Raw genomic sequence first — 15,090 nt, forward strand, 5'->3', positions numbered from 1 at the left:
TAAAATTAAAAATTGGTAATAGTGATGGTTAGGAGTGTTAAAGTTTCAGGAAATTCATCGGAACTTTTCAGCGGGTATTCATGCTGAAGAAACTACAGAAAAAGCAAATTTCCATAATTGCTGGTGCAGCACTGTTTGCCTTTTTAGCCGGGGCAATGGTATCAGCACCTGAGATTGGTAAAACCGTTGGGCAATGGCTCAAACTGGGTAAGAATCAGGCACAGCAAACATCTGATGCTAGTATTGCCCAATCAGCCGTCTTTCCACTGATATCACAATCTCTGCCAGAACGGGCGGCAAAGCTAGCAACGATCGCCCAAGAATCGCGATCGCCAGACCGAAATCGCGCTCGTTATCTTTTGGCGAGTGATTACATTGAAAGAACCCAAGCCCAAAAAGCCCTGGCTTTACTCCAAGGATTAGATAAAGACTATGCCATTCTCGCCCCCTACATTTTGCTGAAACAAGCCCAGGCACAAGATATGCTGGGCGAAGATGGCAAAGCTTCGGATCTTAGGCAAAGTGTGCTGAAACTGTATCCCAAAGAAGCGGCTTCGGTGAAAGCACTATATCTGATTGCCCAACCGAAGCAACAAGAAATAGCGATCGCTCAATTTCCTTCCAACCCTCTAACTTGGGAAATTATTCGTAAACGCTTGCAAGAAAACCCCAATCAACCAAAATTACAATTGATTTTGGCTACTTATGCTTCCGATCAACCAGGCATAGTGGGCGTTTTAGATCAGTTAGTAAAACAGCCTGCCCTCAAACCCGAAGATTGGGAACTCATTGGTACAAGCTATTGGGAAAATAGTCAATTTCTGAAAGCGGCGGATGCTTATGTCAAAGCACCCAAAACATCACGCAACCTCTACCGGACTGCACGAGGGTTACAGGTGGGAGGCAAAGACAAAGAAATAGCGATCGCCACTTATAAACAATTGGTACAGCAATTTCCTAATACCGAGGAAACTGGGACTGCACTATTACGGTTAGCAGAAACAGCAAAAACAGGTAAAGACGGCTTACCCTATCTTGATCAGGTAATTAGTAAATTTCCTAAACAAGCTGGGACTGCACTAGTGCAAAAAGCCAAAACTCTCGAAACCCTCAAGGATCAAAAGTCAGCTAGCGCGGCGTGGCAATTACTCATAGCCAAATATGGCAATTCTGATGAAGCCGCAGAGTATCGCTGGAAAATCGCCCAAGATAAAGCCAAAGCCAAAGATTACGTCGGTGCTTGGCAATGGGCAGAGCCAATTGTCACCAACAATCCCAACAGTATTTTGGCTCCGAGAGCAGGCTTTTGGGTGGGTAAATGGGCAGCTTCGCTAGGAAAACAGCAGGAATCTCAAACTGCTTATAACTATGTAATTAGTCAGTTTCCCTACTCTTACTATGCCTGGCGAGCAGCGAATATGCAGGGGCTAAATGTCGGCAACTTCGACAACGTGCGCGTCATGAACCCCGAAGTAATCGCACCCCAGCGTTCATTACCACCGGCTGGTTCTGAAACTTTCAAAGAATTATATCTGCTGGGTCAAGACCGCGATGCCTGGTTACAATGGGAAACGGAATTTCAGAATAAAATTCAGCCAACGGTAGCAGAGCAATTTACCGAAGGGTTGATGCGGCAGGCAAGGGGAGAAAATCTCATTGGAATTGACAAAATCTCTAAGTTGGAAGACCGAGAAACACCAGCAGAACTTGCCCAATATCAAACTCTGAGCAAACAGATCGCCTACTGGCAAGCGCGTTATCCATTTCCCTATCTCCGAGAGACTGAAAAATGGTCTACTGAGCGTAAACTCAATCCCCTGCTAGTCACCGCTCTGATGCGTCAAGAGTCACGGTTTGAGCCAAAAGTCAAATCCGTCGCTGATGCTACTGGCTTAATGCAGTTGTTGCCGAGTACAGCTAAATGGATCGCCCCACAAATTAAGGTGGATATCAAAACAATAAACCTCGAAAATCCCAACGATAATATTATGCTGGGTACATGGTATTTGGAGCATACCCATCAGCAATATAACAATAACTCGCTGTTAGCGATCGCCAGTTACAATGCCGGGCCTGGTAATGTCTCCAAATGGCTGCAAACTCTAACTACAAAAGACCCAGATGAGTTTGTTGAACAAATTCCCTTTGATGAAACCAAAAATTATGTGCGTCAAGTATTTGGCAACTACTGGAATTATTTGAGACTTTACAACCCTGAGATTTCAGGAGTTGTAGCAAAGTACTCAACTACACACCCAAAATTGCCGGCGCAGTGATTTATGCCCAATCGGGTGAGCAGGGAAGGGCATAAAGAAGAGATAAGGGAGACAACGGAGAGACTTGTTCAATAATTCCCCCTTGTCCCCCTGTTCCCTGCCTTAGCTACCTGTATCATTACCATTGATCATTGATGTCAACTGCGACTCGACCGCATTAACATAACCTTGATCGTTCAAAACTTGTGCTGGTAACTTATTAGCCTTGATAGCAGCCTGAACCACATCTTTCGCTGTCAGGTTTCCTATTTGGAATTCAGATATCAAAGTACCCGCACTGGGAATACCCTGTTCTTTGAAAGCACCTTGATAAGCTAGAAAGGCAATATTGAAAGGTTGAAGATAGCTGACATTTGGCGAATCTGTGTTGATTTGTACAGCACTATTATTAACTGTTTGAGCATCAACAATTCCAGGTAGAAAAGCAATACAAGCAACGATAAGTGCAGAATTTATCAAATTTGTAATTTTCATAAATTTCTCCTCAGTTGAACTAAGCATCGTAGGGGCAATTCATGAATTATCCCTACGATGGATCTGGTTTTTCAAATCGAGTTTTCCAAAATCCAGCTTTTTTTGACTACTTAAGTTTCCATACCAAGATGCTAGAAAATCTTCATGATAGAAGCAAATACTTTTAATTTTTAATTTGATAAACAAAAGTGATGCCAATTAATACTGGCATTGCCAAATTTTCTATAAACCTTATTGATTATTGATTTGAGGTTGGATGGACTCTGGTGTAAGTTAAGCGTTCAGGAGAATAAAATAAGCTGATCGTGTCAAAATGTTAAGTGTATAGTTTATTTGCAAACTCACTTATGCCGAAAGCAATTTGGAATGGCGCAGTTTTAGCCGAAAGCGATCGCACCGTAGTTGTGGAAAACAACCATTATTTCCCTGCTGACTCTATTAACAAGGAGTACTTCACAGACAGTAGCACCCACAGTACTTGTCCTTGGAAAGGTGTTGCTAGCTACTACAGTATTGAAGTTGATGGACAAATCAACAAAGATGCTGCTTGGTACTATCCCAGCACCAAGGAGAAGGCTAAGAATATTGAGGGTTATGTGGCCTTCTGGAAGGGTGTAAAAGTAGAGGCTTAAATAAAGATTGCTGGATGTATTTTAGTTTCAGAAAATTGATTTAGTATTTACAGCAATCATCAAACAAAATTTGTAACCGCTCAATAATCCGGGGTAAATCGCTCAGTGACAAGGCTCAAATGACGTAAACTCGTTCCTGAACTGGTAGTTCGCCCCGATTTATTGAGCGGATACCAAAATTTTGTGGAGGTTGACTTGTGTCAACCTCCACATTTTTAAACACAAAGTGGGGCTTGCTTTCTCTTCGCTAGCCAAGCCAGACCACCAGCAAGTATAACACCAGCGATCGCAAGCCCGGAAAATGTAACATCGGCGGCGCTAATGTTAAACACTGGAAATTGATTATTGCCACTAATGGTAAGTAAATTAGCACCTGGGCCATTGATAGTCATGTTTTTAGCGATCGCAAGTGCCCCACTTGTCAGGGTAATTGTACTGGGATTACTACCCAATAGGAACTCTACCACATCATTGCTACTTGCAATGTTGATAGCGTCTCGCAATGAGCCAACGCCACTGTTATCAAGATTGTTAACCGTCAAAGTAGCAGCTTGGGCTGATTCCACCTGCATTATTACCAAACCCAAGGCAACGACTGTGTAAATAGCTTGAACAACAGCGTTTTTTCTCTTGTTTTGTGCCACCTAAAATTCCTTGTACTAATTTGTCAAAAAATAAAAAAATAACTTGTACAATTACATAGATACATCATAATGTTTAAATTTAATTTGCCAAGCGGGTTTTGATAACGCAGAGATTCAAAATCTAATTGATTGAAGAAGAATTCAGAAGTCACAATCAAGATGCTGCGCGTTTTTAAAAGTGTCTTTTCATCAATTACTCCCGCAACAATGCTCGAAAACCAGCTTGCACAAAATGCAAATCAGCAGTTACCGCATCAGTTAAGCTTTTTTCCCACATCACTGTAAAAGAAATGCAGTCTGTCAAACCCCAAGTTTTATCAGGACGTTCGCTATAAAGTTGTAACGCACGGGCAAGCAATGATGTATCCACCGTTACTACCTGTAAATTAGCTGTCTTATAACACTGCTGGATAAATTGCACCGTACCTGGACGATTGACAGCACCCAAAGCATTACCAACCTCCACCAATATTGCTTCTGTAACCCAAACATCTGTTGCTGCTCGTACTCTTGGCAGAAATGCTTTAGCTTGACGATGATACTGATCGCGTTTACTCAACAAAGCCTGGATAAATACCGTATCCAAAAATAAGCGCTCATCACTCATGGATTGTCTGGAGTTGCCTTCTTCGGTGTACCATACAAATAATGATCGTGTTCGCTAGACCAATCCTCTGGTGCGTCAACAGTTCCCGCCATCGCTTCCAGCACATCCCAAGCATCCCCGGATGATGATGTTTCTTTCAACTCTTGAATTATAATTACATAACGCGTGTTAGGTGCTAAATCTAAAGGGACATCTGGGCGCAAAACACCCCCGTCAAATACAACTGTTACTCTCTTGTTCATAAAAAACCTCTGAAACTTGTGCAGCATTTGTGTGAGCTAATCTAAAGTACCCGAAGCTCACCCGATCGCGCTTCCACAATCATGATAATATAGTGCCGTAAATTGGCAGAAGCAAAATTGCGCGTAGGCGTAGCCCATTGTAGAAATCGTTATTTGCGATCGTTTTAGAGAATGCTTTTAAACTGTGGTAACGATCGCATAAGCGTTTGTCACAAATAGATAAGCTCTGGTAACGAAACAATTTCATTGATAAGCTTTGCTTAAGCGTTGTTAATGATCGCATAAGCGTTTGCCACAAATAAATAAGCTCTGGTAACGAAACAACTTCATTAATAAGTTTTGCTTAAGTTGTGGTAACGAAAACATAAGCGTTTTGAACGAAATAAGTTGTGTTGTTAATGAACGAACAAGTTTTTATTACCAACGGATAAGCATTCTGAACAAAACAAATTGTGTTGGAAACGAGCAAACAAGCTGTGGTAATGACAACAATTTTATTCTTAACGTCCGCTTTTGTATTGCTAACAAATGGAGAAGCTGTTGTTACCACGGAAACTTCATTTGTAACGTTGCTGCAAAAGTACTTAAATTATTCTTGTGAAGAGGATTTTCTTTAAGCTTCGCATTGCAGGAGTAAAAATATTATGCTGATGGCAAGTTTCATAAAAATTGGGATAAGGCATATTATGAGCGCATTTCAGCTTAAACATTCTGCTGCATCCAAATGCACATCTGAAAATCTTTTGGTTGCAGCAGTTGCACTAAGGCTGCGATCGCTTTTGTACGTTCTGTTTGTTGCAGTGCTGACCAAGCTTCCTGTTGAATTAGAGTAGGTACTATAAACTTTTTTCCACTTGTAGAAGTCATCTACAAATTGCTGATAGAGTCCCGCTTGGGTATCGGGTAATTTGCCATCTCCTGATTGCCAATTCAAGCAGAGCAGCGTCAACCGCAGAGGATTTTTCACTAAATCCTGAATCCGTTCCTTACCTGATTCTTTCAATGCAGTGCATAACTGCTCCCCCTTTTCTGGATTAGCAGCAAACCAATTGTGAATAAATCTCTCTACCTGTTGTGGATAAGAAAAATCTAAACTGCGATAGGTATCAAAATTAACCCGCACAGGCGGGTTTTGTCTGTGTAGCCGCGACTTCTAGTCGCCAGGATACTAATACGAATTCAATTAATGATTGCAACACATCCTTGGGTAAAGACGCGATTCATCGCGTCTCTACAAATGGTCTGTTTGTCGCATTCTTGTTTCAAATTGGTTAAAATAGTGCGTTAGCCTTTGGCGTAACGCACCATAAAAAATATATTAAACCTAATTATGAATTATCAATTAGAAGCTGCCTTTTCTGCCACATTACGAATTATTTCCTCCAGCGTTTGCAATAACTCTTGCTCATTATAAGGTTTAGAAAAGTAAGCCCGTGCCCCCAATTGCATAGCCAATTGCCGATGTTTATTGCTGCTACGAGAAGTCAGCATTGCAACTGGAATATTTTTTGTATCAACGTCTGAATTTACCTTACCTAAAAAGCCATAACCATCTAGGCGAGGCATTTCAATATCACAAATTACGGCCTCAACTTTCAATCCGCTATGGAGTTTTTCTAAAGCATCTTGACCATCTTTAGCTTGCTCTACTTGATATCCTCCTTTTTCAAGGGTCAGAGCTAAAAAGCGGCGGACATTAATCGAGTCATCTACAATTAAAATCGTGCCTTTTTGCTTAACAGATGATGCTGAAATTTTGTTCTCATCAAATATTAAAAACGGTGTTTTTAACCTTACTGATGGTAATTGAATACCTTTGGGAGTCCGTCGATTTGTAGCAATCCAATATAGCAATTCATTAACATTAACTAGCGGCACTACTCGACCATCACCGAGAATTGTGCAGTTGCTGAAGCCTTCCGGTAAAGGTATATTTCCCTCAACTTGGCGAATAGCAACTTCCTGTTCACCCCAGCAACGGTCTATTTGGATTGCGACTGGCTGATTATTCCCTTTTACTACTAATACACTGTTAGTATTAATTGCTGCCGGAGTCTCTAATTCTGAAGTATCGTAGCGGAGGCAATTAAACTCTAAATAAGGAGTTAGGCGAATCAGTGGCAACATATTTCCTTGCCAATTTAGAACTTCGCTACCTGCCATTTGGAAAACTCGCTCGTCTTGGAGTAAGGATATTTCTGAAATGACATCTGTGGGAAATGCCAACAGCATTTTGTTGATTTCTACCAGCAGAACTCGTGCAACAGAAAGTGTGAATGGTAATGATAGAGTGAAGGTAGTCCCAACTCCTGGTTCCGTATCAACTTTGACATCTCCTCGAATTAGTTTGAGGTTGTTACGAACTACATCCATGCCGACACCGCGACCTGATAATGCCGTAACTTGCTCGGAGGTGGTAAAACCTGGTTCAAAAATTAGTGATAACAGTTCTTCATCACTAGCATTAGCGAGTAGAGAAGCATCCAATCCCATAGCTAAAGCGCGGGTGCGAATTTTCTCCAGAGAAATGCCCCAACCATCATCTCGGATGGTAATCAGGGTGCGATTACTGCGGTGACTAGCTGTAATTTCAATCAATCCTTGTTCTGGTTTACCGAGAAGGCGGCGGGTGTTAGAGTCCTCGATACCATGATCGAAAGCATTCCTTAAGAGATGCATTAAAGGTTCGTTTAATGTTTCTAAAATGCTGCGTTCAATTAAAGTGTTGCCACCTTCAATTTTTAACTGAACATTTTTCCCATACTCTACATTTAAATCGCGCAAGGCTCTAGGAAAACGTTCGGTCAAATCGGACAGTGGCCGCATTCGGATGTGATTTAATTTTGTCTGTAACTGTTTGGATGTTTTGTTGAGTTTACGAGCGATTTGGTCTGTATCATCTACACTGAGTTGCACATCAGTTGTAACTTCCTGTACCTGAACAATGGTTTCCATAACTTCCTGCGATCGCAGGTTTAAATCGTTATAGCGATCCATTTCTAAGGCATCAAATTCTGTGTCTTGTGTTTGGTCGCTATTTTCAGCCTGTACTCGCAGCCCAGTAGCTTGAGTAGAAATTTTGTCATAAGCTATACGCAAATCCTGGTTTTCTCGGTCGAGAACTTGTACTCGCTGATTCAGGTTACGAACGAGTTTGCGTAATCTTTCTAGTTGCGAGTTTAAGCCATTTCGCTGAACAATTAGTTCGCCAAATAAATCATTAATTTGCTCTAGTTGTTTGCTGGGAACTCGAACACTATTTTCATGATTTTCCCGCTCTTTAACAACGCCATTTGACTCTACTTTGCCTTCGCTAGATTTAGCGTCTGAAGAATTATTGTCTCTAGCAAATATAGGATTTTGTTCTGTAACATTAATAGAATTAACATCATCTGCAAATTCTGCATCTACAAATGTAAAATTAGCAGCGATACCTGCACTGGGCTGCGCCAATTCATCATTAGTCCAATTTTCTCTAGTGTTTTCTGGTTGCCAAACAGGTGTTGGCACTACTTCTGGATCGACAATATCTATGTGTGCGGGGAGAAGCTGTGGGCTTACTTCTGCTGCTGGTAATAGTGGCTGGGATTGCGTATAACTACCAAAATCAAGTTCTGTAGGTAAGTTATCTAGTTGATTTGTCAGCACCAAAGCTTGCGATCGCCGCCATGCTTGCAATGCTAACTGGGCAATTTCGGGAATGCGCGAGCTGCTAACCGTTTCCAATTGCTGCGTTACTGACTCACAAAGCTTGCTAAAAGCTGCCAACTGGAGCATTTCACCCAAACCGCCCAATTCTGCTGCCATAATGACAACTTCTTCATGCAATCCGGGCTGTTCGCTATCTGCCAATACAGATTCTAGACGCTGCAAACACTCTTCTACTTCTGTTGCAAATAGCAAGGGGATAACGTCTTGTCCATCCTCTGGAGATAGCATAGATGAGGCATCCTCCGGGGTGGGGTCGCCTAAGCGATCATGTAACTCATCAAAAACTGGGTAACAAAAGGTTGCTAACCATGCATCTTCGACAACATTTCCTTCTGCAAGTAATTCGACAATCTGACGCAGCCAATCAACTCCAGATAGCAATAAACTTTGCAACTGGGTGTCAATTTCTAGAGAATTTTTTTTAGTTTTTAAAACTTTAAAGGAATCTTCCAAACGATGAGATAAATGACTTAGCGATTTAAATCCCATCATCCCCGCGCCGCCTTTAATAGAATGAGCGGCTCGGAGTGCAGCATTGATTTTCTCTAAATCGATACGGTTAGTAGTATCAATTTCCAGCAATACCCCTTCTAAGGTATTTAAGTAATCAGTTGCTTCTTCGAGAAACTGCATCTGGATTTCTAATTCTTTGTCTTGTAGCATAATTTTTGTTAATAGTCGTTGGGCATTGGGCATTGGGCATTGGCCAAACAGGACATTGGGCATTAGTTTTAGACAAATGACTAATGACTAATGACAACGGACAAATGACAAATGACAAACTTAACTAACTTTGAAAGCCTCGACAGTCTCTTGTAACTGTTGAGAAATCTCCACAGTTTGTTGCAGAGATTCGGAAACTTGACGAGAAGAATCGCTAGTGCGTTCTGATATAGCAGCAATATCTTTCATCAATTGGCTAACACTTTGCGATGTTTCAACCTGAGATGCAGTTGCAGTGGAAATCGACTGTACTAAGGAGTCAATTTGACGCGATACATCCAAAATTTCACTCAGGCTTTGTTTAGCCTCCTCCACAATTAGAGTTCCTTCCACCACTTGGGTAGTGCCTATTTCCATTGCCTGAACTACTTCACTGGTTTCTCGTTGGATATTTTCAACAATTTGTTCAATTTCTTGGGTTGCTGCGGCACTTCTGACTGCTAATTCACCGACTTCTTCCGCAACTACGGCAAAACCTTGACCTTCTTCACCTGCACGCGCTGCTTCTATGCCGGCGTTAATGGCTAGTAAGTTAGTTTGAATGGCGATTTGGTTAATCAAGGAAACTACACGGGAAATTTGTTGCGAAGATTCTCCCAAACGTTTGACTTTCTTAGCAGTTTCACCCACAGTTTCCCGTAAAGACAGGATATTTTGTACTGTTAAATCCATCGCGTGTCCACTCTTAGTAGCGGTGTTAGCCGCATGATTGGCAACGAAAGCAGCTTTTTCGGCGCTTTCGGCTACGGCTTTCATGGATTGGGTCATTTGGTCAACAGCATCTAGGGTGCGGTTGATTTCGGCAGCTTGCGTAAGCGCTTCTTCTGCTAGGTGGCGCATTGCCCCTTCGTTAGAGCCAATGGCAGTATTAACGTGGGTGGCAGCTTTTTGAACTTGGGTAACAATATCGCGCAGACTTTCGACAATTGAGTTGAAGAAGTCGGCAACAGTGCCGATTTCTCCAGCCGTCACGTCTGCACGCACCGTCAAGTCGCCTCTGGCTGCACCTTCTACGTCGTTGAGTAGTTCTAAAAGTTGCTGTTGCAGGGTTTCTTTTTGATGCCGTTCATCGGCAGAATCGGTGATTTCAACATTCCTAACTTGTTCTATCTCCTCTAATAACTTGGCTTGTTCTAAGGCATAGCCGACTTGAGTTGCTATCTGTTGAAACAAGTCAATTTCCGGCTGTTGCCAAACATGCACAGTTTCGCAATGATGAGCAATTAATAAGCCTAAAAGTTGCTCTTGAGCAATAATTTGTACAACCAAATTACCTTTGACGGCAAATTTTTCTAATAGTTGGATGTAACCGTTGGCATTTTTCAGACTTTGGTCTTGATGAATATTTGCAACTACTTGCACCTGTCCATCGTGAGCAATTTCTACATAACGTTCCCGAAAATAAGGATCGTCGATTTTCACTCCGAGCATTTCTGGCCAATTACCAGTTACCGATTCCGCAACAACAACGCCATCCCGATTATCTGGATTCAGACTATAAATGATTACCCGGTCTGTTTTTAGCACTTGCTGAACTTCTTTCACTGCTGCGTGATAAATATCTTCAGTTTTCAGACTTCTCCGAATTCGTAGGGTAATATCTGCTAGTAATTTTGCCCCTTCAACGTCTACTTCTTGTTCTTTAACTAAAACCTGCAATTGTTCGGCCATCAGGTTGATATTTGCACTCAATACCCCTAATTCATCTTCTCTTTCGATTTCCACACGGGTATTGAATTTACCTTGACCAAGCTTTGTTAATGCCGCAGTTGCAGTGAGAATTGGCTGTGTAGTCAGTTTAGCTAACCAAGATGCGATCGCACCCACAATCAATGCTGTCAGTGCTGTACCAACGGCTATAGTCCACAACAGTTGTCTTTGCGGCTCAAATACAGTTGCTGTGTCTGTGGACAAAAGTACTTGCCAGTTTAAATCAGGTAAGCCATCTAGCTTGGTGGCTGGTACGTAGCTGACTAATTTTTGTTTTTTGTCAGTTTTGGGAACATCTATAAAACTATCTACCTTGTTTGCTGCCAGCAGTTTAGATAAATTAGAATACTCTCCCTTTGCCTCTTTCCCCAATAATTTCTTTTGAGGACTCAAGAAAACTGTTCCCGAAGCATCAAGCAACTGGTATTGTTGTCCATTGGCTACGTAGTTTTTGATGACTTCTTCTAAGGATGTTACAGGCAGCCGCGCTCTTACCACGCCAATGGTTTGGCCCGTCCTTGTCTCTTTCACAGGTGCAGCTATATAAATACTCACTACACCAGTATTTTTTGCTGCTTCCGGTTTACTGATGACAGGAGTATCTTTTTGTAAAGCGTCTTGAAAGTAGGTAAGGTCTTTTTGATTGTCCAGGGTTTCGCCTGTGGATTGAACAATCAAGTCACCTTGACGATCAAAAACAGCAACGCTGTCATAAGCTTTGTAGGCTTCGACAATTCGATCTAGGACTGCTTGTTTTTGTGGATTGGTAGTACTTACACTAGCTTGGGGACTTGTCAAAAAAGGCAAACTTGATATTACCTGAATATCACCGTAGCGTCCCAACATGAAGCGGTTAATTTTGTCACTTAAACCAGTCGCTTCAGCTTGTTGAGACTGGGTAATTTGCTTAGTAATGGACTTGTTGGCAAAAGTAAAAGCGATCGCACCGATGCCCAATACTGGTATTGTACCAATTGCGATCGCTAAAATGGTCGCCTTCTTAGCCAATCCGAGTTTTGTAAAAAAGGCAAAAGCTGGATTTAGCGAAGAATTATTAGCCTCACTACTATTCTTAGTTGGTAGCTTGATGACACTACCAGTTATTTTTTGGGATGAAATCAGCGATGCTCTATTTTGAGCGCTGCTACCTTGATTTGCGTTGGTTTTATTAAACATAAAAGTAATTTTCCTAACTATGTGAATAAGAACACTAAAAATCTTTTTTTAGTAGTGCATTTTAATCACTGCGGAGAATAGAAGACTGCCCAATTGCCTGTGCATCTAATACCAGCAAGATTTCTTCTTGTTGGACAACGCAGCCACATAAATAAGGAACTAAACTGGATGCCACTTGTCCTATAGGAGAATGAATTTCATCAGCAATGAACTTAGTTGTACCTTTGATTTCTTGCACAACTAAACCTAGCATCAATGATTCCACTTGGATAACGATGGCATTATACTGCCGCACCCGATAATCTAAAGATTCTAAATTGAGCATTCTTGGCAAATCGACTATCCAAATTATCCGACTCCGCCAATTCATTAATCCTAATATGCAGGTTGGCATATTAGGCATTGAGGTTACAGATTCAATCGGCACAAGAATTGCTTCTTGCGTATGCTTCATTGATAAAACAGCAGCAGTCTGTTGATTTAGCTGAAACTTCAGATAACTATCTACTAAATTATTTTGAGTTGGTTTTAAAGGAAGTGCAATGTTTGTACTAGTCATTGATTCAAATTACCACTGATTTAATAGTACGTAGCAAATGTTCGCGGGTATAAGGCTTAGTTATGTAGGCATCTGCACCTTGTCTCATAGCCCATAAACGGTCAATTTCTTGATTTTTGGAACTACAAATCACAATCGGCACTTTTGCAGTAATCGGATTTCTTCTCAGAGAACGACACAATTCAAATCCGCTCATTTCTGGCATTACAACATCAGTAACAATCGCATCTGGTTTTTCTAACACAGCTTTTTCTAAACCCTCTTTTGCACCACTTGCTTTAATTACGTTGTAACCACTCTCTTTGAGATAATGGCTCATTAATTCCAATTCACTGGGGGAATCTTCTACAATCAGAATTGTGCCAAGTAAAGTCAGACTCACTATATAAATCTCCTAAAAAATATGGTTATAGTTATTGGTTGCTACTAAATTAACCAAGATGTTTAAAAACCATTTTTAGCAATTCTGATTGTGTAAAAGGCTTAGTCAAATATCCTGACGATCTGACCATTTTCGCTTTTGCCCTGTCGATAAAACCTGTCCTACCAGTGACCATAATGATAGGTGTGTGTTTAAAAGCTGAATGTTTTCGTAATAAGGAACATAGCTCGTAACCATCTAAACTTGGCATCTCAACATCTAGCAAAATCAGATCGGGCTTACTCCGCAGAATTTGCATTAAAGCCTTCACCGGATCGTTGATCGTTACAACAGAAAATGTGTTTTCATCCAAAAAGTGTTTAATGGAATTCAAAACTGTTTGGCTATCATCAATGCAGGCAATTGTATATAGTTTTTTGCCAACAGATGGCTGAATGGTTTTATTATTCTCAGGATTATCAAAATTGATTGGTATCGGCAACTTTTGCCCAAGTTTTATTTTGAGTTGTGGCTGAACTTGAGACGGTTGTATCTTAGACAAAACTTGAGAACCCGCACCAGCCGGAATTGATGACTGGATATTTTGCCGATTTCTTAACTGCTTTTGACAGTGTTCAACAAGTAACCGCAAATCCAGGCGACAGAACTTTGGTAGTTCATCCAAAGAGCTTTCCGGGCTGAATTCATAGCTACCTTCTTTTAAGCAGAGAAATGATTCCAGTACTTCTTTTGCCAATTCGTCTATCAGGCTTGCTGCTTGCACAGAAGTAATATAATCCTGATTTACTAACCAACAAATAGCTTGGTAATCCGCATTGGGTATTGATTGATGTTCATTCTTCGTCTCAAACATCAGCCGCATCTGCACGCGAGTGGCGCTATTGAGAGCAGGAATTTGCTGGCTTAAGCGTCGCAAGTGACTGTCAAGCCGCTCAAACAGTTTATCTGAATAGGAGGCATAAGTAAGTTTACCGTCCTCTAGATAAATTGACCAAGAAACTACTCCAGTAAATATGCTTAAGCACCCTGTAGCACGCCGACTGGTTAATTGTGCCAAGAGAGATAGCGGATGTAGTTTCTGGAACAACCTGTAGCTACCTATAGGAGTTGTGCTCATTTTGCTTTTACTTCAGCTAAATTCGATACGTGTCAGCTAAATTCGTCTAGAGTTATTCCACAATTGAAAGCAAGTAAAAAGCATCAAACTTTTGTATTTTAAAGTACATCAGTTTATATCTAGGGTTTGTGGTGAAACTCAACGAAAACAGCGTTATTTTTAAATGATCAAATCTCAGCAAATTCGTAAATTATGATTAATTTACTTCCTCTTACTGAGATTTACGGACATCTTTGGAGAATAAGACATAAAAATGTCAAGACTAGATGAAGCCACTTTCCATTGAGTAACCCCAATCTGACCACAGGAATAATACTGATTTTCTTAAAATAATATATTTGAACTTCTGTATTTACACTTAAGTAAAATCGAGTTTATAAGCATACAAGTACTAAATAAAGCCACTTTTAATTAAATAGCTCTGTTATAACTACAGGGATAATACTGATTTTTTTTAACAAAAATAAAACATAATTCAGAAGAGCCAATGACTAGACCAGAAAAAGGTATGAAATTAATCAAGTCTCCAAGTGAATTTTTCTGGTTGTCCAAAAAATTTGCGCGATCGCAAATTTACTTCTATTGTGAATGTTGTATGAGGGGTAAGTAGCGGTTTTGCAATTCATTACGCTGCTCTCGTAGCTCTTGGAGATGTTGCATTGACCACCGCAGGCATCGCTTACGTTACTACCAAACTAACCCTAAGTTAAAATACAAATTAAAGCGAATATTGCAGGGTTAGCGCGTCTCAAAGCCTATTGACAAGAGGACTTGCCTGATCAGCAATCTTTGTTGGAAACAAAGTGACACCATCCGAGGTAGGGTAAGATTTAATTC

General features: G+C 40.9%; 13 protein-coding genes. 2 read left to right on the forward strand and 11 right to left on the reverse strand.

All coding sequences use genetic code 11. The features are described 5' to 3' along the window. Positions 1 to 80 precede the first annotated feature (80 nt). The gene (locus HWQ36_RS05200; protein ID WP_292698791.1) at positions 81 to 2,276 is read left to right on the forward strand and encodes a transglycosylase SLT domain-containing protein; all 2,196 of its coding nucleotides are present in this window, start codon (positions 81 to 83) and stop codon (positions 2,274 to 2,276) included. A gap of 102 nt (positions 2,277 to 2,378) precedes the next feature. Here HWQ36_RS05200 and HWQ36_RS05205 read toward each other — a convergent pair whose 3' ends face one another. Further along, positions 2,379 to 2,750 carry a hypothetical protein gene (locus HWQ36_RS05205; protein ID WP_292698793.1) on the reverse strand — a complete coding sequence of 124 codons (372 nt, stop codon included), beginning with the start codon at positions 2,748 to 2,750 and terminating at the stop codon, positions 2,379 to 2,381. A 347-nt stretch (positions 2,751 to 3,097) separates the two neighbouring features. On the opposite strand from HWQ36_RS05205, the gene HWQ36_RS05210 reads away from it, so the two are divergent. Continuing rightward, the gene (locus HWQ36_RS05210) at positions 3,098 to 3,382 is read left to right on the forward strand and encodes a DUF427 domain-containing protein (protein WP_292698795.1); all 285 of its coding nucleotides are present in this window, start codon (positions 3,098 to 3,100) and stop codon (positions 3,380 to 3,382) included. A 215-nt stretch (positions 3,383 to 3,597) separates the two neighbouring features. Here HWQ36_RS05210 and HWQ36_RS05215 read toward each other — a convergent pair whose 3' ends face one another. From HWQ36_RS05215 to HWQ36_RS05260, 10 genes are all read right to left on the reverse strand, one after another. Beyond that, positions 3,598 to 4,026: a hypothetical protein gene (locus HWQ36_RS05215; RefSeq protein WP_292698797.1), complete on the reverse strand. Its 429-nt coding sequence runs from the start codon at positions 4,024 to 4,026 to the stop codon at positions 3,598 to 3,600. A 193-nt stretch (positions 4,027 to 4,219) separates the two neighbouring features. After that, positions 4,220 to 4,633, reverse strand: coding sequence for a PIN domain-containing protein (locus HWQ36_RS05220; RefSeq protein WP_292698799.1), 414 nt, complete (start codon positions 4,631 to 4,633; stop codon positions 4,220 to 4,222). Beyond that, on the reverse strand, positions 4,630 to 4,875 hold the full coding sequence (locus HWQ36_RS05225) for an antitoxin family protein (protein WP_292698801.1): 246 nt from the start codon (positions 4,873 to 4,875) through the stop codon (positions 4,630 to 4,632). The genes HWQ36_RS05220 and HWQ36_RS05225 overlap by 4 nt, the downstream gene beginning before the upstream one ends. 79 nt (positions 4,876 to 4,954) lie before the next feature. After that, positions 4,955 to 5,158 carry a hypothetical protein gene (locus HWQ36_RS05230; RefSeq protein ID WP_292698803.1) on the reverse strand — a complete coding sequence of 68 codons (204 nt, stop codon included), beginning with the start codon at positions 5,156 to 5,158 and terminating at the stop codon, positions 4,955 to 4,957. Positions 5,159 to 5,572: 414 nt separating this feature from the next. After that, positions 5,573 to 5,998 carry a hypothetical protein gene (locus HWQ36_RS05235; protein ID WP_292698805.1) on the reverse strand — a complete coding sequence of 142 codons (426 nt, stop codon included), beginning with the start codon at positions 5,996 to 5,998 and terminating at the stop codon, positions 5,573 to 5,575. 215 nt (positions 5,999 to 6,213) lie between these two features. Next, complete coding sequence (locus tag HWQ36_RS05240) at positions 6,214 to 9,249, reverse strand: hybrid sensor histidine kinase/response regulator (protein ID WP_292698815.1); 3,036 nt, start codon at positions 9,247 to 9,249, stop codon at positions 6,214 to 6,216. Between the two features lie 120 nt (positions 9,250 to 9,369). Further along, on the reverse strand, positions 9,370 to 12,195 hold the full coding sequence (locus HWQ36_RS05245) for a methyl-accepting chemotaxis protein (protein WP_292698807.1): 2,826 nt from the start codon (positions 12,193 to 12,195) through the stop codon (positions 9,370 to 9,372). A gap of 61 nt (positions 12,196 to 12,256) precedes the next feature. Continuing rightward, complete coding sequence (locus HWQ36_RS05250; protein WP_292698809.1) at positions 12,257 to 12,754, reverse strand: chemotaxis protein CheW; 498 nt, start codon at positions 12,752 to 12,754, stop codon at positions 12,257 to 12,259. Positions 12,755 to 12,758: 4 nt separating this feature from the next. Continuing rightward, positions 12,759 to 13,136 (reverse strand): response regulator, encoded by a 378-nt coding sequence (locus tag HWQ36_RS05255; RefSeq protein WP_012411883.1) that lies wholly within the window; start codon positions 13,134 to 13,136, stop codon positions 12,759 to 12,761. Positions 13,137 to 13,185: 49 nt separating this feature from the next. Then, positions 13,186 to 14,253, reverse strand: coding sequence for a response regulator (locus tag HWQ36_RS05260; protein WP_292698811.1), 1,068 nt, complete (start codon positions 14,251 to 14,253; stop codon positions 13,186 to 13,188). Between the last annotated feature and the right edge of the window lie 837 nt (positions 14,254 to 15,090).

This window comes from Nostoc sp. NMS2 (assembly GCF_017115105.1).
Lineage (GTDB): Bacteria > Cyanobacteriota > Cyanobacteriia > Cyanobacteriales > Nostocaceae > Nostoc.